This is a genomic window from Natronotalea proteinilytica, assembly GCF_055379935.1.
Genome location: NZ_AP043947.1, coordinates 2,556,871 through 2,581,227, shown reverse-complemented (window position 1 = coordinate 2,581,227; position 24,357 = coordinate 2,556,871). Strand labels below are relative to the sequence as shown.

Below are 24,357 nucleotides of genomic sequence, written 5' to 3'. Positions count from 1 at the left end.
CAAAGGGGGGGTTATGCCTCAAACTGAATAACGGCCACGGTGGTGTCGTCGTTAGCCAGGCGGTTGGTGGAGCGCGCCTCGTCTGCTTCGGTAGCAAAGGTGGAGGCGGTCCATGTTAATGCCCGGGCAGGATTGGTACGCAGCAGCCATGCAGCAGCGGCATCGGTAGCCAGGACAATCGCGTCGTTCGGCTGCCAGGTGCTGGTGTATGTGTCGAAGGAGGGGGCGGCCCCGTTAGTTGTCGATACGAGCGCAGGGCGATGACCAAAGGCATCGGGGTCAGACGTGGGCCAGGCCGTGTGGAAGGCGTTGTTACGTAGGTGAAGCAGTACGCTATCGCCACATGCGGCAGCCTGATACGTGCCGTTCTGTTGGGCAATGCAATGCAAGTAGGTGGCGTGAGCCCCCTCTTGGGCTTTGGCGGCCACGTACCAGGGCTGCTCATTGATCTGAGGCGCGATCTCTTGACGCCATTCCGCACGCCAGGCATCAAGGGAAGAAAGCGTAGGCACCAGTGTAGACGTGGTACAAGCATTCTGCACCAGGATGCGAGCCCAGTGGCGTGAGAATGCTGATTCGGTGGCCCCATCGGCTATAGCAGCGTGTACGGGCCAGTGATCACTCCGCACGAACGCGGCATCTTCATTTTCGTGGGGCGCATGGCCCGATTTAGGAAGGCTTAAGATGTGGATGGTAGCAGCAGCCATACGAAGGACGAGCCGATGCAGAGGCTTAGCGCAAGTTGCTGGGGCGCGTCCCAATCTCCAGGAAGCGCACCAGAGCCACCGGGTCGGCGTTAAAAACGAACCCGCGTGTGTCAAGGTTGACGGTGTAGCCTTCCTGTTCTGCGGCGGCACGCATTGAAAATGGGAGGGTGCTTGACATCTGAAAGAGCGTTTCGGCGTATTCATCCGTTGGGGGAAGTTCGCCCGGAGCAGAGGGAAGTTCTGCAGCAGGCGCCTCTGATGAAGACAGGTGGACGTTAAAGAGCAACACCTCGCCATCATCGGTAGCAAAGCTGCGCAACTGTTGGGCATAGCGCAGGGGCTCGCCATCGGTGGCTTCGCCGTCGGTTACATTCAGCACGACCGGCGGAAAACTGCGTGGGTGCTGGTCAATCCAGGTGCGTACCGACTGTGCAGCCAGGTCGAGTGCCTGACACATGGGAGTGCCATTTTTTGCTTGGGGGTCGAACCAGACGGGCACCTTTACGCGGCGTTCTTCGGAGTCTCCATCGCCTGTATCCACCGTACGCAGGCGTTCTTCCATGCGTCGGGGTCGCTCGGCTAAGTGACTGATGGGTACCAATCCCGTACTGTTGTTGGTATGCTCGGCAGGTTCAATGAGCGGCTGCACGCGTTCGCCATAGCCAATCACACCGATATGAAAATAATCGCGCACACCATCTTCTTTGGCACAGCGTAGTACCAGGTTTTGCAGGAGACGGTTTACGGTGTCGGCCAGCACGCGTGCTTTGCTTGGAGCGGCGTCGCCCTTTTGCTCGGCCCCGCCAAAGCGGTCTTGCATTGACGCCGACTGGTCGAGGAGAAACAGAAATGCAGTGGGTTGCTCGCGGCTGATTTCAGCAGAGTAGGCCATAAGAACGCAGGGGGAACGGCACAGTGAAAGGAGGCGACGTGGTGAGAAATCGGTAGGTGTACGAAAGCCTACAAGTCATCAAGCATTTCACGCGCTTCCGATTTGTGCGACTCGTCATCGGGCTCCTCTGAAGGCATATCTAACAGAATCTCAAGCTGCTCACGTGCCTTCTCCGGCTCATCCATCATTTTGTACGTGCGAGCCAGTTCGATGCGGTGCAAGATGCGATCATCGATATCGATAGCGGCCAGGAAATCGTCAACGGCTTCGTCGAAGGAGGCGTCGGGGAGTCCGCCATAGACGGTGCGCACGACAGCGCGCGATACGCGTCCGAGGCTGGCCACCTCGCGGTGCCACTGTCCACGAGCGTGATAAGCGCCGTCAATCTCATTATTTTTGTCGAGTTCGATCGCGCGGTCAGCATGGTGTTTTACGGCACGCGATCGTTCGATTTGTTCGCGCGTGCCTGCATCCAGGGCCAGGCGTCCTTCAGCCATAGCACGCGAGAAGTGCGCCAGGCCGTTCGTGTCGTCGGCCTCAATAGCCCGTTTAGCGGCGTCCAGCCCCTGTTCAAACAGCGAGCGGCGGCCCTGGTCCTGTCGCTCGGCAATGTTTACGATGGTCGCAGAAAGACGCCACAGCACCTCAGCGTGTTCGGGATAGTCGTTTTCGAGCCCACCGAGTTTGGTAAAAGCGTTGCGGAAGTCCCCTTCGGCGCGGAGGTCATCGACTTCGATAAGTCGCTCAACAAGCTCCTCATCGTCGATATGACTGAGGTCAAAGTGTTGACCTGCAGCCCCAAACGGAAGCAGAGCAGCAAGCACGAGGCTCAGCACGGAAGCGCTAACAAATCGTAGGGGCGACATAGCACCAAAGGGTTGATACAAAACGTCATGACGTGGGTATTCCGACCCTGTTCGACAGGGCACGTTCCGCTGGTGAGGCCACGTTTTCGTTTCGTTCTTGTTTTTTGAGGCGTCGTAACGTGTAATTCCACGTTCCGGCGCTTTGGTGAAGGTAGAGTGCGATTAAGGCACCGTCGTGAAGCGTGATTTCAAAGTTTACATCGCGCTTGCCGCCCCACCATCGTATGTGCTCGATGCGCGTTAGAGCGATGTGTCGTGTAGTGCGTCCGGTCCAGCGCCAGCCCGTAAGTTCAATGTAGTCTGGATAGAGGTGGGCGTATGGACGCCAGAGCGATTGGCCAAGAATAGAACAGGGGCTTGACAGAAGCGGAGATTCTGTATCGGTATGCATGCAAATGAATTACGGTGAAACGTACACGCAGGGTGGGGAATGCGAAGCCGCATCGACGTGTTAGCTTGCAACTTTTATTCCAGCTTACACAGTAAGGCGAAAAGGCCTACAGTTGCATCGTTGAAACAGCGGAAGGTATAGCGTCTGCAAGACCGGTTTCAAGTCTACTCCGTAAGATGCACGATGTATGTAGAAATTGCAAATGAATCTGTGTAAGAATGGAGAGGAGATCCAGAATGTGTCCGATCCTTTACGGTGTATGGGTGTCGGCAAGGGCCTGCTCAGGGAGCGGCTGATATACAGGAGCACCGGGGCGGCCATGCATAGCCTGGTGGAGCTGTAGCGAGAGCACCATAAGCACCAGGCGGGTACGTACATTGCGTCCGATGAGGTGCAGGGCTTCCTCAACACGAGCCACCATGGCTTCCAGGTCGGCATGCGGCAGGTTATCACAAAACTTGGCAACCGCCTCAGCCTGGTCTACATTGACAAGGGGGGCGTCGTTGCCCAGCGTTTGGTACAGCATCAGATCGCGGATCCAGCGAATCATGAGGCGCAGCACCCCTTTCACGCGTTCGCGTCCTAGCTTCGCAATGGCATCCAGGTGTTCGTTGAGAGGGGCTACTTTCTGGGTGTACGACGCACGCAGAAAGTGTAAGACAAGTGCACGTGTTTCGCGGAGGTGCGTGCTTTCGGCGAGTTGCAGTGCGCGGCTGTACGATCCATCGGCCATGCGCGCAAGCATCGCAGCCTCGTCGGGGTCCATCTGTTCACGCGTTTGCAGCGCCTGTTGGATGTGCTCAGGATCCAGCGGGTCGAACCGCACCTTCTGACAGCGCGATACGATGGTCGGGAGCATCTGATCAACTCGACTGGTGGTAAGAATGAACACAGTTTGTGCGGGCGGTTCTTCGAGCACCTTCAGAAAGGCATTGGCCGCGGAGGTGTTCATGTATTCGGCATCGGTAAGCAGTGCTACCTTGTACGCCCCCTCGCCCGGATGAAAGGTCATGGGCCGCACAATATCTTCCTTCATGCGGTCGATGTGGTACATGACCTGCTTGTTGGACGTCTTTTCCGGATTATCGAGCGAGGGCCGCCGCACGTAATCCACCGGAGCATAGGCATTTTTCCCCAGCCGCTGGATGCGGGCAGCCACATCGTCTTCGTTGGTTCCTTTTGGGAAAGGAAAAAAAACATGCACATCCGGATGCACCATGCGTTGGGTTTTTTGGCAGGCCAGGCACGCATCGCAGGCTTCAACGGTTTGCTCGGTGCACTGCAACGTGCGCGCCAGTTCCAGGGCAGCAGCCACGGTGCCCACCCCTCGCGGACCGTGAAACAGGTAGGCATGCGGCACCCGATCGCGCGAGAGGGTGCGGCGCAGCATATCCACTACGCGTTGTTGTCCAATGAGCGTTGACCAAGCCATACGAGGCGTTGTTTCTGCGAAAGTCGAAGAAACGGTGGGGGCGGATGGTAGCTAACATACCAAGGGCAAGGGCCAAATGGAACCCCATCAGTGGGCGCGTATCTGCACTCACTTCTTCTTCACGGCTTAAATAGGAACCAACGCGGGCCTATGATTCATAGAACAGAACTGCAATTTCAAATGGCGCGGTAGCTCAGTTGGTAAGAGCGTCGGATTCATAACCCGGAGGCCGGCGGTTCAAATCCGCCCCGCGCTACATACATACCGTTGTCCTTGAGCGCCGCTAAGCTTTAGCCTAGCGGCGCTTTTGCATTTAGGACCTTTTCCCCGCAGCGCAAGGACGCATCATGCAGCGCGTCGTTGCACATCGCTTAGCAGGCGGTTCAGGGCAGTTGCACTACGCAGTCCAGCTTTGGGGCGAGGGGTGGCGTAAATCTCCAAGCTGACGGGGCCGCGAAACCCGTGGGCATGCAGTTGATCAAACTGCGTTTCCCAATCGATGGCCCCTTCGCCCAAGATCGTGTCCGTCCACTGATCGCCTTCAATGCGACCATCGCTGCAACGAACCAGCGTGATGCGTCCGCTAAGCGCCTCCAGGCCAGCGAGGACGTCTTCACCGGCGCGTAGCGCAGCCGCCGGATCCCACACCGCTTGCACATGCGAATGGTCGACCATCGCGAGGAGCGCAGCCAACTCCTGTCCACTCGGACACAACGAGGCGGGGCCGTTCTTTACGCCAATCAGCACGTCGTGCTCGGCAGCATGGGCGCCCGCTCGACGAAACGCATCGGCGGCGGTATCAAGGGCGGCTGTGTCATCGGGGGCAGCCGCAAACGGATCCACTACGATGCGGGGGCTGCGCACACGTGTGCAGAAGGTGAGCACTTCGGGCAGCCGGGCAAGGTCGTTGAGCCACATCACACGATCGTGTACGGGACCCTCAAAGAGCGCAGGCACTACGCTGCTCAGCAAAAACTCGCTTTTCTCCAACTGCTGCTGAATCTGCGGCTCGTTTACGTCGGGCACGCGGTCGTCAGGACCTCCTACGGTACGCAACTCCACGCCCTGCAGGCCCCACAGTTGCGTGTAATGCAGCGCGCGGTTCAGGTTGGGTGTAACGGTGTCGGTGAGCCAGACGGGAATCATGAGCGAGCAGCGTAGAGCAAGTGTAGATGGTGAACCATGTAGACTACGATGGCTCAACCTATAGGAGGAGCACGGTGTTCGGCGAACTCTTGATGCGATGCCTCATTCAGTATCGAGCCCGCTGTTCGCCAACTCAACCTTCTGTTGCATGCCCGCTCCATCTGTGACGCTCAACGACATTGCCACGGCTGCCAACCGACTGCGTTCGGTGGTGCATCGTACGCCTGTGCACACATCGCGTAGCCTCAACGAGCGGGTAAACGCTGCCGTGTTTGCGAAGTGCGAAAATATGCAGCGCATTGGAGCGTTCAAGATCCGCGGGGGCTACAATGCGCTCAGCCAGCTTACGTCCGAACAGAAGGCAGGCGGTGTAATTGCCTACTCGTCGGGCAACCACGCACAGGCTGTGGCCCTTTCTGGAGCGCTTCTGGGCATCGATACGACCATTCTGATGCCGCAGAACGCCCCGACAGTGAAGCTAGAGGCTACGCGAGACTATGGGGCTGAGGTGGTCACGTACGACCCCGACGAGACCGTGCGCGAGGAATACGGCGCACAGCTTGCTGAAGAGCGTGGCCTCACCCTTGTGCCACCCTACGACGATCCCAATGTTATTGCCGGGCAGGGCACTGTAGGATGGGAACTGCTTCAACAGGTGCCTGATCTGGATGTGCTCTTGGTATGCTGTGGCGGCGGCGGACTCCTTTCGGGCTGTGGCATCGCTGCCGCTGCGTTGCAACCGGATTGCACCGTGATCGGCGTTGAACCCGAGGCAGGCGACGATGCCACCCGGTCGTTCCATTCGGGAACCCTGCACACGGTTCAGAACCCCGATACCATTGCCGACGGCGCGCGCACACCCTCGCTGGGCGAGTATACCTTCCCGCTTGTACGCCGCTACGCCGACGATATGGTTACGGTGCCCGACACAGCCATTATTGAAGCGATGCGCTTTTTGTGGATGCGCATGAAGCTTGTTACCGAGCCCACGGGAGCCCTCGCGTTGGCAGCGCTCTTCTCGGGGGCAGTGCCTGGTCAAGGGCGTCGTGTAGGCGTTACGTTGAGCGGCGGAAACGTCGATTTGGAGCGCGCAGCGACGCTCATGGCAGACTGATAGCGATCTAATCTATCTTGTGTTGCATCCCTTCTCATCTACCCTCTGCTGATTCTGTGGCCTCCTTTTCTGACTTGCGTGCATACTTGAACCGTCTGGTAGATCGATACGAAGAGCCCTCGTTCATTGCAGAAGATCCGATTGGCATTCCACACGGCTTTGACGACCCGCGCGATCAGGCGGTTATCGGATTGTATGCCGCCTTGCTGGCCTGGGGGCGCCGCTCTACGGTCATCAACAAACTCGAAGAGTTGTGCGAGCGAATGGATTACCGTCCGCATGCGTTTGTTGTGGACTTCGACCGACACCGCGATGCCGATGCGCTGGATGGCTTTAAGCACCGCACATTTCAGCCCGTGGATGCGCTATGGTTTACGCACAACCTGAGCGACGCAATCGCTCAGCATTGCTCTATCGAAGCTATTTTTGCGGATCACTTGCCCGATGATTCAGACCATCCCTATCCATTGGGGCCCGCCATTCAGGGATTTAGCACTACCGTGTTGACCATGAACCCCGGCACGCCGCAGCGTCTGCGCAAGCACCTGGCACGCCCCGAAGCGAAGAGCGCCTGCAAGCGGCTCAACATGTACTTGCGGTGGATGGTGCGCCCGGGCCCTGTTGATTTGGGGATCTGGACGCGTATCCGTCCGGATCAACTGATGCTTCCGTTGGATGTGCATGCGGGACGCCAGGTGCGCGCGCTCGGCTTTCTTGAGCGCAAGTCTAACGATTGGAAAGCGGTACGCATCTTGACCGATGCGTGTCGCCAACTCTGCCCAGAAGATCCAGCACGATACGACTTTGCGTTCTTTCCGCCTGGGGCTCAAGACGAGCCGTTGGACGATGCCTTTACCGGCGATAATGCAGTACCGCCAAGTTCCTGGCCCACGGCGTGATAGCCGCGGTTTACGTACACAATGCCGTTCGCATGGTCGCGGGGCGTAATATTGGTGACTTCAGCCACAAAGATGGAGTGGTCACCAGCGGGGTACTGGTTGCGTATTTGTGCATGCAGCACAGCCGCTTTTCCGTCAAGAATGGGAATGCCGTGCGCATCTTGCGTATACGAAACAGGGCGGAACTGCTCGTCGGGAGAGAGGTCGGGACGCGCAAAATGATCGCCAAAGGCCGACTGGGTCTCGTCTAAGATGTGGATGGCGCATCGTCCTGATTCAGCCAGTGCAGCATGCGACTGCGCGGTGCGATCTACGTTAAAGCTTACCAGGGGGGGCTTAAGAGATACGCTGGTGAAAGAGCCGATGGTAATCCCCCGAGGAGTCCCCTGCGCATACGTGGTAACAACTACCACGGGGGTGGGGACGTGGCGAAGCGTGGTACGGAAGGCCGAGCTTTTAACAGAAGCACTCATAAGAGGGGGGGGGCGACGGCAGAAAAACAGAATGGGCTTTATGCTTTACCCAGCCTGTTTGAACACGGAACTAGGTAGACGCAAAAAGGATCTTCAGGCATTGCGAGGAGCGGTAGCGACGATGCAATCTCATGCTGTCAAGTTGGATAGAGCCGCTCAACCAACGGTACGAAATTACCCCGTCGGTTGTAGGCTTCCTCCTCACGATGGCAACTCTGAACTATAACACTCAGGTGTGACAGCGCACTAGGAAAACACGTCGCGCACTTTGCTGAAGAACGACTTCTTACTTTTCTTATTCTCGGGATTCGGCTGGAAGTTCGGGCTCGATTGCAACGCTTCGAGCATATCAATCTCGTCATTGGTCATCTGCTGCGGCGTCCATACGTGCACGCGAATCATCTGGTCGCCGCGTCCGGTCCCGTTCAGATCGGGCAGACCACGTTCACGCATCCGCAAGATCTTGCCCGGCTGCACACCCGCGTCGATTTGAATGCGGGCTCGCCCTTTGAGCGTGGGGACTTCCACCTCGGTGCCAAGCGCAGCATCGGGAAAAGAGAGATACAGATCGTAGTAAATGTCGAGGCCGTCGCGCACGAAATGCTCGTGCGGCTTTTCTTTGATTTCAATGCGCAGATCGCCGGCTAGCCCGCCTCGAATGCCCGCATTACCCGCATCAGAAATGGTGAGATAGTTGCCCTCCATCACGCCCGCGGGCACCGTCACGCTAATGGTTTCCTCGCCTTCGTAGCGTCCTTGTCCGTCGCAATCTGGGCACGGATTTTCGATGATGCGTCCTTCGCCATTACAGGCGGGGCAGGCCTGCACGTTTACAAACTGCCCAAACACCGAGCGCGAGACATTTCGGATTTCACCCGTGCCGTCGCACTTGTCGCACATTACATAGTTTTCGCCGCTCATGCCTCCCTCGGCACCCGTGCCGTCGCACGTTTCGCACGCTACGTACTTGCGTACCTTGATATTCTTCTGGGTGCCTTCGGCAATTTCTTTAAGCGTTAGCGGGAGCTTTACGCGTAGGTCGCTACCGGGGCGCCCGCTGCTGCGGCGAGAGCGTCCGGCGGCGCCTCCAAAAATGTCGTTGAAGGCACTGAAGATGTCGTTGATGTCTTGAAAGCCCGAGCTTCCGCCGTTTTGGCCTAGTCCCGCATGGCCGTATCGGTCGTAGCGGTGACGCTTCTCTTCGCTAGAGAGCACCTCATATGCTTCAGCAGCTTGCTTGAACTGCTTCTCGGCATCGGGGTCATCCGGATTGCGATCCGGATGGTACTTCATTGCTTTCTTGCGATACGCCTTTTTGATCTCACGCTGTGAGGCGTCGCGGCTTACGCCAAGAACGTCGTAATAGTCTTCAGGCATGGGGGGTAAGCGGGCAGGCAAACAAAAGTGAGGAGAGCACGTGGGGGCGTGCGTAATATATCGAGGTTGGAATGCGCAGGCACAGGGGGTTGTTCAAAAAAGTGCCCGTGCATAGTACCGTTCAAATCAGACCGTTCAAATCGAATCACTCAAGAGGCCACGACGACTTGGGCGTGACGTACAACCCGATCGCCCATGCGATAGCCGCGGCGCACTTCTTTGAGCACGGTACCGGGCTCTACGCCTTCAGGGGCTGGTTGCTGCATCATCGCGTCATGCTTTTGTTCATCGAACGGTTCGCCCTCGGCTTCGATGGGTTCTACGCCCACTTCTTTGAGGGCGCTGAGGAAGTTGCTATGCACAAGTGTGAGCCCATCGCGCAGGGTTTCATAGGCCGACTTCGGATCGTCGCTCTCTTCGAACTGCGTTGCGGCATCGAGCGAGCGCTGCAGGTCGTCGATAATGCTTAGGACTTCCTGTATAGCCTCTACTTTACCCGCATCGTATTTTTTGTTAGCCTGTTCGGTAAGGCGACGACGCGTGTTTTCGAGCTCAGCGGCTTTTCGCAAGAACTGGTCGTTGAGCGTGTCGCGCTCGGTTTCAAGCGCCTGGATGCGCTCTTCAAGCTCTTCAATTCGGGCATTGGCCTCTGGGTGTTCAGCGGATGCACCGTTTGGGTCGGTGTCGGCAGTGGTATCAGAGGCAGCAGGGTCTGGGGGGGTAGCAGGGTCGTTTAGCAAGGGATCTTCGGGGGTTAAAGGTGAAGTGGAAGCATCAACAGACGATGAGTGCGAGGGATCATCCATGTAGTCCAATACGGTTAGCTGGCGTCAGTAGAGTCAGGCTGGTTGAGTACGTTGGCCATTGCTTTCACAAGAGCAACAGCCCGGCGATAGTCCATGCGGGTGGGGCCAAGCAGGCCCAGTGTGCCTACGGTGTTGCCAAGCCGGTAAGGGGCCATCACAACCGAGTAGGCGGCCATTTCGTCGTGCTCTTGGTCGCTGCCGATACGCACATAGGTGTTTCCGTCGGCATCGGCATCGGCATCATCCACGTTTTCAAGGACCTCTACAATGAGGTGCTCGTCTTCAATGATCTCAAAAAAGTGGCGAACGTCATCGGTTTCTTGAAACTCGGGTTGGGTGAGCAGATTTTGGGCTCCCCCCAACTGCAGGCGTCCTTGTGCGGGTTCGCTAAAGAGCGGTGTCGCTTTCGAACGAACCAGCTCAACAATTCCTGTATCATCGTCAAGGGTACGAAGGCGCTCGTCGTGGGTGTCGCGAATGTCGGCTAACGTGAGTCCGGCTAAGCGCTCGTTGAGCAGGTGGACCACTTGGTCAATATCGGAACGATCGACCTCGTGCTTCTTCTCGAACGGAAGCGGAATGGTCTTGACGAGCCCCCCACTGACGTTCAACACAAAAAGCAGTCGTGGACCGGTGAGGGGGACAATGTCAAGACGTTCAAGCACGCCGGTCGAAAGGCGCGGGCTTAGTGCTACACCCAGCAAGTTGGATAGCTGGCTGAGCAACTGGGTGCTCTCGCGCAACATTTCGTCTGTATCGCTTACGAGCTGTGCCAGTTGCACTTTCAAGGCCTTGCGCTCCTCTGTAGAGAGACGCGGAGACTGCATGAGCTCATCCACAAAGGTACGGTAGCCCAGCTTCGTGGGCATGCGCCCGGCTGAGGTATACGGATGGTCGAGGTAGCCCATATCTTCCAGATCCGCCATGGTGTTGCGAATGGAAGCCGGGCTTAGCCCAATATCGTACTGCCGGGAGAGCGATCGAGAGCCCACCGGGCCAGCCGTGTCAATAAAGCGCTGCACGACCAACTCCAAAATGCGGCGTTCTCGGTCGCTAAGCGGCGGTCGATCGTCGCTCGGGTACGACGGCTCTGAAGAGTCAGGCGCGGGGCGTGTAGGCACGCTCATAGGCATCGTTACTTCAAAAAGAACGATAGCTTGCGAACTATGTCACGAATTATGGAGTGTGCAACGGGGCGCCGTTCTCTATGATCAATCAAGCTCTATGATTAACCACGCCCCCTCCACACAGCATGCAACACAGGTTCGTCTATCAAGTAGCGTGTGGGCGCGCTTCCCTTAAGGGATACGCGTTGAGGTATTGAGGCACGCCAGATGCCTAAAGGGAGCGCTCGTATAATCGTTTCGCAAAAAGGAAGGTTAGAGCGCCGCCACCATTGCATTCGGTGCAACTTTTATCGTATCGTACGTACTTACGCATGCCAATGGGAGTTTCTTTTGCTTCCTTCGTCTGCATGTGCTGTAGCGGCTTCTTTGATGGTGCGTGGCAATGATATGCATTGCTGCGGGCTGTAGCCGCCCTTCGATGCTGCTCACCCCTGTCCCTAACGCGTCCATCCTATGCGGTTTCTTTCTACACTTTTGGCCAGTGTACTGGGTACACTGCTTGCCTTAGGTGCGATCTTCGTGTTTCTCATTCTTTTTATTTTTGCGCTTAGCCTATCGGCCGACCCCACCCCATCGGTTGCTTCAGAATCGGTGCTCAAGATTGATCTATCCGGTCCTGTGCCCGAACGAGCCGCTTCTGACCCATTGGCCCAAGCTTTTGGGGAAGCCCCTAAGTTTGACCTCACCGATGTGAATAGCGCTCTCCGCAAAGCTGCCGCTGACGATCGCATTGAAGGCGTCTGGCTTCGTGTACGTGGTGCCGGATCTGGATGGGCGCGCCTCGGCGATATTCGTGAAAGCATTGAGACGTTCAAGGAAAGTGGCAAGCCCGTGTTTGCCTCGGGAACCGATGCCGGGATCAATGAGCAAGGGTTGTATCTAGCCAGTGCGGCAGATCATGTGTTCATGCCGCCCATCTCGCCCTTCCAAATGAATGGCTTCTACATCACCCAGCCGTTCTTTGGTAATGCACTGGAGCGGTTGGATATCGAACCGAAGATTGTACGCGTGGGCGACTTTAAGTCGGCCGTTGAACCTTTCGAACGTGAGGACCTGTCTGAGGAGAACGAGCTTCAGCTCTCCGAATTGCTGTCGTCGCAAAACGATCAGTTTAACCGAGGGGTTGGTGAAGGCCGTGGACTTGGGGCAGACGAAATTCAGCGCATTGCGACTGAAAATCCAATCCTGGATTCGGAGTCGGCGCTTGAAGCAGGCTTGATCGATGCACTGCGGTATCCGGATGAGATTGAAGGGTTTATTGAGGACGAGCTAGGGGTGAGCGGGTCGCTAAATACGGTGCCGGTGCATCGCTATGCTAATGTACCCGCCAGCGATGCAGGACTAGAGGTGACGGCCGAAGGGTCGGTTGCTGTGGTCTATGCCGAGGGCAACATTGTGCCAGGCAAAAGCCAAGACGATCCGTTTGGCGGCACGGGGGCTTCAGTAGGATCCGAGACGTTTGTCGATGCCATTGACCAGGCCCGTACCAGTAGTGATATCCAAGCCATTGTGGTGCGTGTGAACTCGCCCGGTGGAAGCGCCGCAGCCTCTGAGGTGATGTGGCGTGCCATCCAGCGGGCCGCTGATGAGAAGCCGGTGGTCATCTCCATGGGCGACCTAGCAGCCTCGGGCGGCTACTACTTGGCCGTTGGCGCGAGCGATATTGTGGCACAAGAGAACACGATCACGGGGTCCATTGGCGTCTTCGGGCTGTTGTTCAATACAGGGTCATTTTTCGAAAATCAGTTAGGTGTGACGTTCGACGGGGTCGAAACGAGTCCGTACGCCGATATATACTCAGGCCTGAAGCCGTTTACGGGCGATCAGCGCGAGCGTCTAGAGGCAAGCCTCGATCGTACGTATGATACCTTCTTGCAGCGCGTTGCCGACGGACGTAACATGGAGCGGGCCGATGTCGAAGCGGTGTCTGCCGGACGTGTGTGGTCGGGTCGAGATGCTAAAGAAGTGGGGTTGGTTGATGATATTGGCGGGCTAAGCCATGCCATTGAGCGGGCTGCGGAAGCTGCCGAGATGGGCGAGGGCCCCTATCGCATTCAGATATTGCCCCGCCCGAAAACGTTCATCGAGCGCTTCAGTGAGTCGTTCAGCGCCAGTGCGCACAGCCAACTGATGCGCTGGAACACCACTCCGATTGAGCGCGAGTGGATCGAGCAGCAAGAGGCGCTGCAGCGCATGATCGGCACACACGGCACCATCCAGGCCCGCTTACCTGTGGATATCCGGTTTGAGTAAGCTGTCACGCACACACCCTGGCACCAAGCAAGAAAGGGGCGCATCCACAACGGATGCGTCCCTTTTGTTTTGTTTGGCTACTGGAGCGCGTCTTAACAAGACTGCACTACACATCCAAGTCTGCGATTTCTCGTGTCGATGCTCCGCGTCGACACGCTCGTTGGGATGCTCCAGCGTCCTAATCAAAAACATGCGCCTGCTGGAAACGAAGCATGCTGCAGGCGTAACCGGACGCAGAGCGTCTACTGCTTCGTCGCGACGCAGAGGGGCCGAAGGTCATGCCTGTTGTACATCGCGTCGAGTATTCGGTGGGTGGGGAGGTATTGGTTCAGCCCCCAACCATTGACGTATGACAGCGCACTACTGTTTTGTCACACCTGATTGTTAGGGTATGGAGACCGTCCGAAACTCTGTATCCCAGCCCCCTTCCAAAAAACCTGTCATGGTGAGCGCCCTGACCGCAGGGAAGAAGTGCTTTTAGAGTGCACGCGACGGGCCCAGCCCGGAGCACGTCGAACCATCTCCCCGACGCTCAGCAGGCTCTGATCGATCGAGCGGCCCTGCTCATTTCGAGGGAGATCTTTACTCACTGCGTTCGTCAGTCGCTCCGCTCGTGTCAGGACTCCGCGTCTCCTAGGCGGAGTCGCTCCGCTCAAGATGACATCATTAAAGTAGGGGTGTTGCAACCCGAAGATTGAGTTCTACTGCTGTGCCACAGGTCAATGTTCGGGTAACACATGTGCGCCTAACGTACCGAGAATAACTCACAATCTTGTCATTGCGAGCGCAGCGACGCAATCTCATGCTATCAGACCGGAGGCAGCCGCCCAATCCACGGCATGAGATCGCACCCCAAGAGTACTCGTTCGCTACGCTCACAGCGTCTCGTCAGTCGCAGGGCTCCCTCCTCGCGATGACAATTTTGGCCCCTAACATTCAGGTGTAACAGCGCACTACACATCCACCAGTACAGACCCTGTCATTGCCTCAGGCGCGTCCATGCCCAGGAGCGCAAGAATCGTCGGGGCTACGTCGCCCAGCTTTCCATCCTTGATGGAGACCACATCGTCGTGGATGATAAGGTGCGGCACCAGCGCGGTGGTGTGAGCGGTGTTGGGACTTCCGTCCTCGTTCTTGAGCTTGTCCGCGTTGCCATGATCGGCAATGAGGCTGAGCGTGTATTCGGCTTCAAGGGCGGCCTCTACGACGGTTCGAGTGGCAGCATCCACCGCTTCCACTGCGGCTACGGTAGCATCAAAGTCGCCGGTGTGGCCCACCATATCCGGATTTGCAAAGTTGACAACCGCCAGGGCATAGTCGGTATCAGACAGGCCCTGGGCCACCTGCTCGGCCAATTCAGGCGCGCTCATTTCGGGCTGTAAATCATAGGTGGCTACTTTGGGAGAAGGCACCAGGATTCGTTCCTCGCCATCAAACGGCTCTTCGCGTCCACCGCTGAAGAAGTACGTTACATGCGGATACTTTTCGGTCTCGGCGGCACGCAGTTGGGGCTTGTTGGCATCGGCGATGACCTCGCCGAGCGTATCTTCGAGGTTTAGCTTCGGGAAGGCTACCGGCAGATCAAAGGTCTCGTCGTACGGCGAAAAGATGACGTACTCCAGATCGAGCGCATCGCCACGGTTAAAGCCGTCAAAGCCGGGTTCGGTAAAGGCGCGTGTGATCTGACGCGCCCGGTCGCCACGGAAGTTGAAGAAGATGACGGCATCGCCATCGGCAATGCGGGTGCGCGTACGGTCGGGGTAGTTGATCAGGCGCGGCTCCACAAACTCGTCGGTGATGCCGTCGCTGTAGCTGTCCTGCAGCGCCTCTACCGGGTCTGAAAAGACACGCCCTTCGCCTTCAGTAAGCAGCTGATACGCGCGCTCGGTGCGGTCCCACCGCTCATCGCGGTCCATCGCGTAGTAGCGCCCCACAATCGACACAATGCGCCCCACGCCAATCCGGTCGGCACGTTGTTGAAACTCCCACACGTAGTCGGTGCCGCCGTGCGGATCGGTATCGCGGCCATCGGTGAATGCGTGCACGCACACCTGGCGGCGGTCGAGGCCCTCGCGCTTGGCCAGTTCGAGCAACGCGTACAGATGATCTACATGGCTGTGCACGCCGCCATCCGAGAAGCAGCCCAACAGGTGCAGCTTTTTGTTGCCACGCTTGGCGTGGCGTGCAGCCTGCACCAGCGGCTCGTTTTCGTAGAACGACTCGTCCCGAATCGACTTGTTGATGCGTGTAATCTCCTGATACACCACGCGTCCGGCTCCCAAATTCATGTGGCCAACCTCAGAGTTGCCCATCTGCCCGTTGGGTAAGCCCACGGCCTCGCCCGAAGCGTCGAGCGTGGCATGCGGGTGAGCATCGAACAACTGGTCGAGATACGGGGTGTCTGCCGCAGAAATGGCGCTCACGGCCTCATTTTCAGCGAGTCCGTACCCATCGAGAATGAGCAGTAGGTGTTTTTCAGAAGGCGTCATAAGCAGGGTGGTGTGTAAAAAGAACGATTCATGGCACAGAAAACGCGATGCCGGGGCTTACCCGTTCACGCGAAAGTCGAGCGGCTGCTTGGTGGGCTTTCCGTCGCGGGTGCGAAAGACCATCATCGAGCCGCAGTACGGGCAGGCCGTTTGCTCCATGTTGTACCGGTCGATGTGGGTTGCTGGCTCGTCGAAGTAGGAATCGCACGTGCGGCAGTAAAACGTACCCTGGTCGGCATTAAGGTCGGGACGCGGGTCGGGTAGGCGCTGCAGCCGCGCATAATGATCGCACAGGTCGGTAAGCGCGCATTCGTTGCACGAGGGCGAGCGGGCGGTGCAGGTGTAGCGGCCATGCAAAATAAGCAGATGATGCGCATCCCCCCAATCGTTGCGCGGCAGGATCCGCTTGAGTTGTTGCTCTACTTTTTTTGGCGTATCCGCATTCCGTTTTACCAATCCAATGCGGTTAGCCACGCGAAACACATGCGTATCCACCGGAAGGGCGTCCACGTCGAATGCCACGTTGGCCACCACTTGGGCTGTTTTGCGCCCGACGCCGGTGAGCGTTTGCAGATCGCTTACCGACTCGGGGATGTCCCCGTCAAACGTATCGCACACCTGCCGGGCCATGTTGGCGAGGTAGCCCGACTTGTTGTTGGGGAAGGTGACCGACTTAATGTAGGGGTAGATATCCTCGGCCTCGGCTTCGGCCATTTCTTCAACCGTTGAAAACGCCTCGAAGAGGGCGGGCGTGGTTTTGTTCACGCGCTCGTCGGTGCATTGGGCCGAGAGGATAACAGCCACCAAGAGCTCGTAGGGGGTGTCGTATTGTAGTTCGGTTTCGGGGCGGTCGATGGCCTCTCGGAGGCGCGAAAGGGTGCGGCGTGCGCGTTCGGTGCGTCCCACAGATAAAAACAACGTTATGGATGCGTAGCGAAACGGTGCATCACGAACTGTACGACTCCCCCTCCGTTGACAGTCCGCAGTACACAACGCGTATCACAATGAGCAAGCTATGGGCTGGGTTTCTCGGGTGCTCTTAACGATATCGATTCTTAGCGTGGTAGGTATCCACGTGGCACATGGTGAGCCGGGGGCACGGGGGACGCTTGGGGCGGATCTGTCTGATGAGGCAGAGGTTACGCTCATCACCATTCTGCCCGGTGCCGATGTGTACGAAGCGTTTGGTCACAGTGCTCTCCGCGTTCATGACCCTGTGCAAGGTACCGACCGACTTTATAACTACGGCACGTTTCAGTTCGATGACTGGTTCATTCCGAAGTTCTTGTACGGTCAACTTGACTATTACCTGAGCGTGGCCTCCTTCCCGCGTGCTTTGCGGCTGTACGAGCAGCGCGAACGCCCGGTGATTGAACAAAGGCTCGATCTGTCTGCCGAACAGAGGGATACGCTGGTCGACTTTCTACGGTGGAATGCAGAGCCCGAAAACCGGGTCTACCGGTACGATTTTCTGTTCGACAACTGCTCCACACGCATCCGCGACGCGTTTGAAGATGAGTGGGGAGCGGAGTTCGATGCCTCGGCGGCTCCCGAGCCGGGCTACACCTTCCGCGAAATGCTGGATCTGTACGTGCAAGACCGCCCGTGGACGACATTCGGCTTCTACCTGGCGCTGGGCCAAGAGGTAGATCGGGACGTGACTGCGCGCGAGGCGATGTTTCTACCCGACTTCCTGATGGAGGCCGCCGATCATACCTACATCGACGATGACGACGGGCGGCGTTCGCTCGTGGCAGAAACGGACACCCTTCTCTGGATCGACGGCTACACGCATCCACATGATGATCCGTCGTTTCCCTGGCCTACGCTGATGCTGTGGCTGGTTTTTGCCGTCGGGTTGGTGGGCACTGCAGCAGAACGTCAGCGCGGGACACGCACCCCCTGGATGGATCGCTTCGATAAGGGGCTGCTGTTTGTGCTGGGCGGAGCCGGGCTGATCTTGGCTTTCCTCTGGTTTATCAGTCTGCACGAGGTTACCAATCAGAACCTGAATTTGCTCTGGGCGCTGCCCACGCACATGCTGGCCGCGTTTCTGGTGGGCGATAAGGCGGTACCACGCTGGCTGCGCCATGGGTACTGGGGCGTCACGGCTGTCGCGGCACTTGCTCTGCTAACAGGCTGGCCGTTCTGGACGCAGACGCTCTACACTGGTCTTATTCCGGTGCTGTTGCTGGTTGTGCTTCGCGCGGCCTGGCGTGTGAGCGGACCGGCGCCTCGCACCGCCGAGTAAGCTGTGCCGAGGCACTATTGCTGTGTCACACCTGACGGGTAGAGGCCAAAATTGTCATCGCGAGGAGGGGGTTGAAAGGTAGAGCCCTCTCCCTTCAAAAGCTTACCATTGCACACGAAGAGCCAGCCCGTGCCCGCCAGTGGCGTCCGTGTGAGGCTGCAGCTGAATCTGGGCCCGTTGTTCGGCGCTTTCACACAGGCGGTCGGGCGTCTCTGAACGCGCCCAGTAGACCCCGGCGGTTGTAAGCGCAATACCGGGAAGTGTGTATATGGCTAACGCAAGTGGATACAAGGCGACACCCACTATGCCGGCATCATCTCGATCTCGACCGGCCTGCCAGATGCCAAATCCAATAGCTCCAATTCCTGCTGTACGCACGCCTAGACTTCCCCAAGCCGGGGTAGCAAGGTCCTCGTCCACGCACCACATTCCCATCGACGGCCCAACAGCAACTCCGAGTGCCGCTAGACACGCCCCCGCAAGGGTAACCGGCCCCCTCAGGCGTGGGTCGTCGCGCACTGCCCCGTCAATAGCCATCGTTAGCGTACCAGCGGTCATAGGCACTACGGTAGACAAAAACGCTCGTCCTTCTGCATGAGAGAACTGAAATCGATTCGACCAATCAGCAGACGAAGATCCCGGGGCAGGTGACGGTATCGGGCGGAGTCCATCAGACCCTTGCGCGGCCACAGGATTTATCATCCCCAGCCCGATGCCTACCAAAAGAAGTACCCCTCCAAACAACACATACGGACTCAACTGCTTGCGTAAAGACATACACATAAGATATCTAATTGAGATATGAACCATCTTTAAGTTAGCAAGCATCTTCATCATATACAACCAATGAGAACCATACATTTAGAAGCGGCTTCCAATTGCGCATGCCGAAACCCTTGAACGTGCAGTTGCCTCTTTCTGTATTCGTTCTTCCATCCTCTCTGCTTCACTGTGCCTTGCCGTGTATGTCTACTTCCTCTACCTCTGCACATACGTTCACCCGCGAAGCTCTATTTGTTGCGCTTACGTTTGTGGGAATGATGACAGGCGGCCTCCTTGACTGGTTTGAAGGCCCGTCTGTGGCGATGTGGATTGCCTTTGGCATGGCATACGTGTTTGGCGGCTGGGAAGGCACGAAGGCGAGCATTCAGTCGCTACGTCACCACAAAATCGATATCGATATTCTGATGATGCTGGCCGCCTTAGGTGCACTCGTTATCGATGCACCGTTTGAGGGCGCTATGTTGCTGTTTTTGTTCTCCCTCTCGGAGGTGCTTCAAGACTACGCCATGGGCCGCTCGCGCCGTGCCATCCACGAGCTCATGGCACTTCGTCCGGACGAGGCCGAAGTGGTGGGCAACGACGGCTCCACCGAGATACAACCCCTCGATGCCATCGATGTCGGTATGACGGTGCGGGTGCGCCCCGGCGATACGATTCCGCTCGACGGGACTGTTATTGACGGCGAGAGCACCGTAGATGAATCGTCTGTCACAGGCGAATCGGTGCCGATCGATAAATCCCCTGGGGCCGATGTCTATGCCGGTACCACCAATACGTCGGGCAGCCTCGACATTCGGGTGACCCGCGCGGTCCACGAATCTACCATTGCCCGGCTTATCAACATGGTAGAAGAGGCCCAGAGTCGTCAAGCCCCTACTCAGCAATTGTTAGAGCGCATTGAACAGCCGTATGCCATTGGCGTGTTGGTGCTTACCGCGTTGTTTGTTGCCGTGCCGGTGTGGGGCTGGGGCGAAGCGTGGGATCCGGCGTTCTACCGTGCGATGACCCTCATGGTGGCCGCCTCCCCATGTGCACTCATCATTTCAACCCCTGCAGCCGTGCTCTCAGCTATTGCTGGAGCCGCGCGCAATGGCATTTTATATAAGGGAGGCGCTTACGTAGAAGCCACAGCCACGATAAAAGCAGTCGCGTTTGACAAAACGGGAACCCTTACGACCGGTGATACGGTGCTTACCCAGTATGCGACGCGTGGCGGGGTTACGATCGAAGGCGACAGCGTATCGGACGCAGATATGCTGCGCTGGGCCGCGGCAGTACAACAGCGCTCAGAGCACCACTTGGCCGAAGCGACCGTGGTAGCTGCAAAAGAGCAGGGGCTTACGATTCCCGAAGCATCGGACTTCGATTCAGAAGTTGGCAAAGGGGTGCAGGCTGTGGTAGAAGGCGCAACTATCCATATTGGCAATCTTCGCTACTACGCAATGGATCGGTTTGCAGATCGCTCCATTGTGGGCATGAGCGATGCGCATGTGGCTATCCATGAACTGCAGGAGGCAGGTACCACCGCCGTACTGGTTGTGCGCCAAACGGAAAGCAGCATGTATGTACTCGGCTGGATGGGTTTCTCCGACCAACTGCGTCCAGCGGCTGCAGAAACCATTCAAGCGCTGCGTACACTGGGCGTTGACCGTATCGTAATGCTGACGGGCGACAACGAAACGGTAGCGCGTGCGATTGCTGAAAAGGTGGGGGTTGATGCGTACTATGCCGAGTTACTCCCTGAAGAAAAAGTGGAGCGACTCAACGAGCTGGAAGCGACCTACGGCCCCGTTATTATGGTTGGCGACGGCATCAACGACGCCCCGGCACTGGCTGCCGCACGCGTGGGCATGGCCATGGGAGGTGCCGGTACCGACGTAGCACTCGAAACAGCAGACGTAGCCCTCATGGCAGATGATCTGACTAAAATTCCCTACGCCCTGCGCATGAGTCAGGCGACCCAGCGCACGCTTCGCCTGAACTTTGGCATTGCGTTTGGCGCAATTGCCATTATGGTCACAGCAATTTTCTGGACCGGACTCCCCCTTCCTCTTGCGGTTATCGGACACGAAGGGTCTACCGTGCTTGTCAGCCTAAACGGACTCCGCCTGCTCGGCTTTCAAGAATGAACAGAAGTCAGACATGTCTTCATTTCGGTTCCAGCCCGGCGGTGCTGTGACGCTCCCCATCGCTTACAACGCACGGAAAATAGGTGCCCTGTTCAGTTATCAAAATCGCCCAAACGGGGATCGGGGCGGTCTTCGACCTGCGTCGTATCAGGTGCATCCTCTTCTTCTAACGCCGCCTCGGTGGTAGATACCAGCATGTACGCGCTCCCGAATGCTGTGATCGTGGCCAGCAGAAAGATTCCAATCACCAGCCACCGCGTACCGGTGCGTCCAAGCGGTTGAGGCGTAGACGGATCTTCATTCGGCGGAAGGGCTTGGTCAGACATAAGCGCTTAGCGGACAAGGGAGGCAGGGTGAACAGTCGTTGTTCATAAAAGCCAATCGGGAAGTGGAGTTCAGCATTAAGCGCATAAACACCGCGAATCTGATGGAATCCTTCATGTTTCTGCAACGAATTTGTGCAGGACGGTTGAATATGCCATGACGTATGTTGTACGTTACGGATGTACATTCCCCGGTTTTGTAGTGCCCCGCTCGCTTGTGTGCGACGGTCCGGCCCCCATGAAGTATGTCGATCCGAAGTTTGCCCATGAGTATGGATGCTAACAAGAACGGCGATTTGCGCCGCCTCATTCTGGATACCACTCGCCGCCTTTTGGTGAAAGAGGGGTATCATAACCTGTCGATGCGCAAGATTGCGCAGTCGATTGACTACAGTGCAACCAGTATTTACCTGCACTTTGAAAGTAAGGATGCCCTGCTTCATGCGCTCATTGACGAGGGCATGCAACGCCTTTACGATGCGTTTACCGATATTGTAGGGCAGTTTCCCGAACAGCCCGTTGCCCGGCTCCGCGCCTTGTGCAAGGAGTTCATTACGTTTGGGCTAGACAATCCAGAGTATTACGAAATCATGTTTCAACTGCGCCCTGAGCAGATGGAACGCTATCCGGCCGAGAAGTATCGTCGGGCACGTCGTAATCTGGACATTATTGCGGAAGCGCTTGCGGAAGGGGCTGAAGGCGGCGTCTTTACGGTCAAAGATGCACGGGTATCGGCTAGCACCATTTGGGCATCGCTGCACGGCACCGTGTCGCTGCTTCTGGCCGAGCGCGTTGACATTCGCATCGACCCCAACGACTTCATCGAAACAGCCATCCGCCAAACACTGCGCAGTTATACCGTCCGCTCCGTCGTATGATGGATCGGCTTTTTTCGAGCAACACAATTCGTATCCCGCTGATTTAGACCTGATTTTGTACTTCTATGCCTGGACCCATACATACCGCTCCCCCGTCATCCACCGAACCGGTATTGGGCAAAACGCTGCCCGACCTCATGTATGAGGCCGCCGAGCAGTACCCCAATCCGCGCTCGTTTAATCAGCCCACAGGCCCTGCCGAATGGACCCCAATGGGGCTCCCCGACTTTCGCGTACAATCCGAAGAACTGGCGCTGGGCTTGCGTGAGCTCGGACTGGAGCGTGGCGATAAGGTGGCGTTCTTGCTGGAAAGCGACGTCAACTTTTGTCTGGCCGATATGGGGTGCCTTATTGCTGGCCTCATTGACGTGCCCATCTACCTGTCGCATGGTCCCGACCAGATGGCCTATGTGATGGATCATGCGGAGGCAAAAGCGCTATTCGTAGCCGACAATACACGACTCGCTCAGGCAGCCCAGATCCTCGATGACCTGCCTAACATCGAAACCGTAATCCTCGCCGAAGGGGATGGCAACATCGAGGAAGATGTGTCCAAGAACGTCTCGCTCCACACAATGGACGAGGTGCGCACAACCGGGCGCAACACGACCACAGACCGTGCCGCAGCGGCTAAAGAGTTGGTCGAGCAGATTGAACCTGACGATCTGGCGACCCTCATCTACACCAGTGGCACCACGGGCATGCCGAAAGGGGTGATGCTCACTCATCAAAATATCTCGTCTAACGCGACCACGGCTCTCAACGAATTGTCGGGCCTGAACAAGGCCGCCGGCGGCGAGCGCATTATCTCATTCTTGCCGCTAACTCACATTTTTGCCCGCGCGCTGCAGTATGGCTTCATGTGGATCGGTGCCAGCGTGTACTTCACCCACCCCGACAACCTGATCCAGGCCCTGCCCGAGGTAAAGCCGACTGCGTTTGCGTCGGTCCCGCGCGTGTTGGAAAAAGTATATGCCGGGATCCAAAAGAAGATCATGGATATGACAGGGGTGCAGCACCAAATTGGAAGCTGGGCCCTCGGGCTCGCCCAAAACTATGACATGACCAAAGAGCCCGGACTGGTTGAGAAAGCCCAACTCGGACTGGCGGATAAGCTTGTGTTCAAAAAATGGCGCGCGGCGCTCGGTGGCGAGGTCAAGTATATTGTGGTTGGAGGCGCCGCTCTGCAGCCCAACCTGGCTAACCTTATGGCCGCTGCAGGCGTTACCATTCTGCAGGGGTATGGCCTCACCGAAACCAGCCCCGTCATCAGCTTTACGCGTCCCGAACGCAATGTACCTGGCACGGTCGGAGAACCCCTCCCGGGCGTAGAGGTGCGCATTGCCGACGACGATGAGATCTTGACGCGTGGTCCGCATGTGATGCAGGGCTACTACAAAGCCTCGGATAAAACCAAGAAAGTGCTCACCGAAGACGGGTGGTTCCATACGGGCGACATCGGGAAGTTTGACGACAAAGGCAACCTGATGATCACGGACCGGAAGAAGTCGCTCTTCAAGCTGTCAACGGGCAAGTACGTCATTCCACAGCCGATTCAGAACGCGCTGGGCAGTGAGGCACTGATCGATAAGGCCGTAGTGATTGGGAACGGACGTAAGTACTGCAGTGCTCTCATCTTCCCGAACGAAGACCAGGTGCGTGCCGTCGCGCGGCGCCAAGGACTCGATGAAGATGCGTCGTTCTCCGACCTGCTAGAAAGCAGTGTGATCTACAATGCCATGAATGACCTGGTGAAAGGAGCCAACAAAGGCATGGATCACTGGTCAACGGTGAAACGATTTGTGCTTATCCCCGATGAACTAACCCCCGAGTCGGGCTTGCTTACGCCTACACTGAAGGTAAAACGCCCGGTGGTGCAAGACACCTACGCCGACGATATCGAAGCGCTCTACGAAGCCGACGAAGATACCGTAACGCGTACCGAGCGAGACACGATTATCGTTACGCTGTAGTGCGCGTACACATGATTCGGATGATGATCTGACAGGTCTCCCAAAAGC

The 24,357-nt window shown here is 57.2% G+C and carries 21 protein-coding genes and 1 tRNA gene; 8 read left to right on the top strand and 14 right to left on the bottom strand.

The genetic code is table 11. The features are described from left to right. Positions 1–11: 11 nt before the first annotated feature. From ACZ5AL_RS10375 to holB, 5 genes are all read right to left on the bottom strand, one after another. Positions 12–707: a protein phosphatase 2C domain-containing protein gene (locus tag ACZ5AL_RS10375; RefSeq protein ID WP_464510300.1), complete on the bottom strand. Its 696-nt coding sequence runs from the start codon at positions 705–707 to the stop codon at positions 12–14. Positions 708–732: 25 nt separating this feature from the next. Further along, entirely contained in the window at positions 733–1,599 is an 867-nt protein-coding gene (locus ACZ5AL_RS10370) for a vWA domain-containing protein (protein WP_464510299.1), read from the bottom strand. Positions 1,600–1,667: 68 nt separating this feature from the next. Then, a complete protein-coding gene (locus ACZ5AL_RS10365) occupies positions 1,668–2,465 on the bottom strand; it encodes a tetratricopeptide repeat protein (RefSeq protein ID WP_464510298.1) in 798 nt (265 codons plus the stop codon). Between the two features lie 25 nt (positions 2,466–2,490). Further along, positions 2,491–2,856 carry a hypothetical protein gene (locus ACZ5AL_RS10360; RefSeq protein WP_464510297.1) on the bottom strand — a complete coding sequence of 122 codons (366 nt, stop codon included), beginning with the start codon at positions 2,854–2,856 and terminating at the stop codon, positions 2,491–2,493. Positions 2,857–3,106: 250 nt separating this feature from the next. Beyond that, positions 3,107–4,288 carry a DNA polymerase III subunit delta' gene (gene holB / locus ACZ5AL_RS10355; protein ID WP_464510296.1) on the bottom strand — a complete coding sequence of 394 codons (1,182 nt, stop codon included), beginning with the start codon at positions 4,286–4,288 and terminating at the stop codon, positions 3,107–3,109. Between the two features lie 182 nt (positions 4,289–4,470). On the opposite strand from holB, the gene ACZ5AL_RS10350 reads away from it, so the two are divergent. Further along, positions 4,471–4,544, top strand: a tRNA-Met gene (locus ACZ5AL_RS10350). 89 nt (positions 4,545–4,633) lie between these two features. Here ACZ5AL_RS10350 and ACZ5AL_RS10345 read toward each other — a convergent pair. Beyond that, positions 4,634–5,434, bottom strand: coding sequence for a sugar phosphate isomerase/epimerase family protein (locus ACZ5AL_RS10345; protein WP_464510295.1), 801 nt, complete (start codon positions 5,432–5,434; stop codon positions 4,634–4,636). Between the two features lie 148 nt (positions 5,435–5,582). Between ACZ5AL_RS10345 and ACZ5AL_RS10340 the strand changes: the two genes are divergently transcribed. Both ACZ5AL_RS10340 and ACZ5AL_RS10335 read left to right on the top strand, forming a co-directional pair. Then, entirely contained in the window at positions 5,583–6,548 is a 966-nt protein-coding gene (locus ACZ5AL_RS10340; protein ID WP_464510294.1) for a threo-3-hydroxy-L-aspartate ammonia-lyase, read from the top strand. A gap of 56 nt (positions 6,549–6,604) precedes the next feature. Continuing rightward, the gene (locus tag ACZ5AL_RS10335) at positions 6,605–7,447 is read left to right on the top strand and encodes a TIGR02757 family protein (protein WP_464510293.1); all 843 of its coding nucleotides are present in this window, start codon (positions 6,605–6,607) and stop codon (positions 7,445–7,447) included. Here ACZ5AL_RS10335 and ACZ5AL_RS10330 read toward each other — a convergent pair. From ACZ5AL_RS10330 to hrcA, 4 genes are all read right to left on the bottom strand, one after another. Next, positions 7,375–7,920 (bottom strand): flavin reductase family protein, encoded by a 546-nt coding sequence (locus ACZ5AL_RS10330; RefSeq protein ID WP_464510292.1) that lies wholly within the window; start codon positions 7,918–7,920, stop codon positions 7,375–7,377. The genes ACZ5AL_RS10335 and ACZ5AL_RS10330 overlap by 73 nt on opposite strands. A gap of 246 nt (positions 7,921–8,166) precedes the next feature. Continuing rightward, a complete protein-coding gene (gene dnaJ / locus ACZ5AL_RS10325) occupies positions 8,167–9,297 on the bottom strand; it encodes a molecular chaperone DnaJ (RefSeq protein ID WP_464510291.1) in 1,131 nt (376 codons plus the stop codon). A gap of 149 nt (positions 9,298–9,446) precedes the next feature. Continuing rightward, entirely contained in the window at positions 9,447–10,103 is a 657-nt protein-coding gene (locus tag ACZ5AL_RS10320) for a nucleotide exchange factor GrpE (RefSeq protein WP_464510290.1), read from the bottom strand. Between the two features lie 14 nt (positions 10,104–10,117). Next, positions 10,118–11,224: a heat-inducible transcriptional repressor HrcA gene (gene hrcA / locus ACZ5AL_RS10315; RefSeq protein ID WP_464510289.1), complete on the bottom strand. Its 1,107-nt coding sequence runs from the start codon at positions 11,222–11,224 to the stop codon at positions 10,118–10,120. Between the two features lie 459 nt (positions 11,225–11,683). On the opposite strand from hrcA, the gene sppA reads away from it, so the two are divergent. Further along, positions 11,684–13,483, top strand: coding sequence for a signal peptide peptidase SppA (sppA, locus tag ACZ5AL_RS10310; protein WP_464510288.1), 1,800 nt, complete (start codon positions 11,684–11,686; stop codon positions 13,481–13,483). Positions 13,484–14,436: 953 nt separating this feature from the next. Here the strand turns inward: sppA and gpmI are convergent. Together gpmI and nth are read right to left on the bottom strand one after the other, a co-directional pair. After that, positions 14,437–15,972 (bottom strand): 2,3-bisphosphoglycerate-independent phosphoglycerate mutase, encoded by a 1,536-nt coding sequence (gene gpmI, locus ACZ5AL_RS10305; RefSeq protein ID WP_464510287.1) that lies wholly within the window; start codon positions 15,970–15,972, stop codon positions 14,437–14,439. Positions 15,973–16,029: 57 nt separating this feature from the next. Next, positions 16,030–16,878 carry an endonuclease III gene (gene nth / locus ACZ5AL_RS10300; protein ID WP_464510286.1) on the bottom strand — a complete coding sequence of 283 codons (849 nt, stop codon included), beginning with the start codon at positions 16,876–16,878 and terminating at the stop codon, positions 16,030–16,032. Positions 16,879–16,987: 109 nt separating this feature from the next. Here nth and ACZ5AL_RS10295 point away from each other — a divergent pair, with 109 nt between their 5' ends. Continuing rightward, positions 16,988–18,223 (top strand): Lnb N-terminal periplasmic domain-containing protein, encoded by a 1,236-nt coding sequence (locus tag ACZ5AL_RS10295; RefSeq protein ID WP_464510285.1) that lies wholly within the window; start codon positions 16,988–16,990, stop codon positions 18,221–18,223. A gap of 102 nt (positions 18,224–18,325) precedes the next feature. Here the strand turns inward: ACZ5AL_RS10295 and ACZ5AL_RS10290 are convergent, their stop codons facing one another. Further along, positions 18,326–19,000 carry a hypothetical protein gene (locus ACZ5AL_RS10290; RefSeq protein WP_464510284.1) on the bottom strand — a complete coding sequence of 225 codons (675 nt, stop codon included), beginning with the start codon at positions 18,998–19,000 and terminating at the stop codon, positions 18,326–18,328. A gap of 188 nt (positions 19,001–19,188) precedes the next feature. On the opposite strand from ACZ5AL_RS10290, the gene ACZ5AL_RS10285 reads away from it, so the two are divergent. After that, positions 19,189–21,135: a heavy metal translocating P-type ATPase gene (locus tag ACZ5AL_RS10285; RefSeq protein ID WP_464510283.1), complete on the top strand. Its 1,947-nt coding sequence runs from the start codon at positions 19,189–19,191 to the stop codon at positions 21,133–21,135. A 92-nt stretch (positions 21,136–21,227) separates the two neighbouring features. Here ACZ5AL_RS10285 and ACZ5AL_RS10280 read toward each other — a convergent pair whose 3' ends face one another. Further along, positions 21,228–21,461 carry a hypothetical protein gene (locus tag ACZ5AL_RS10280; RefSeq protein ID WP_464510282.1) on the bottom strand — a complete coding sequence of 78 codons (234 nt, stop codon included), beginning with the start codon at positions 21,459–21,461 and terminating at the stop codon, positions 21,228–21,230. A 263-nt stretch (positions 21,462–21,724) separates the two neighbouring features. On the opposite strand from ACZ5AL_RS10280, the gene ACZ5AL_RS10275 reads away from it, so the two are divergent. Together ACZ5AL_RS10275 and ACZ5AL_RS10270 are read left to right on the top strand one after the other, a co-directional pair. Further along, positions 21,725–22,336, top strand: a complete 612-nt coding sequence (locus ACZ5AL_RS10275) for a TetR/AcrR family transcriptional regulator (protein WP_464510281.1) — start codon at positions 21,725–21,727, stop codon at positions 22,334–22,336. Between the two features lie 65 nt (positions 22,337–22,401). Continuing rightward, entirely contained in the window at positions 22,402–24,309 is a 1,908-nt protein-coding gene (locus ACZ5AL_RS10270) for an AMP-dependent synthetase/ligase (protein ID WP_464510280.1), read from the top strand. Positions 24,310–24,357: the final 48 nt, after the last annotated feature.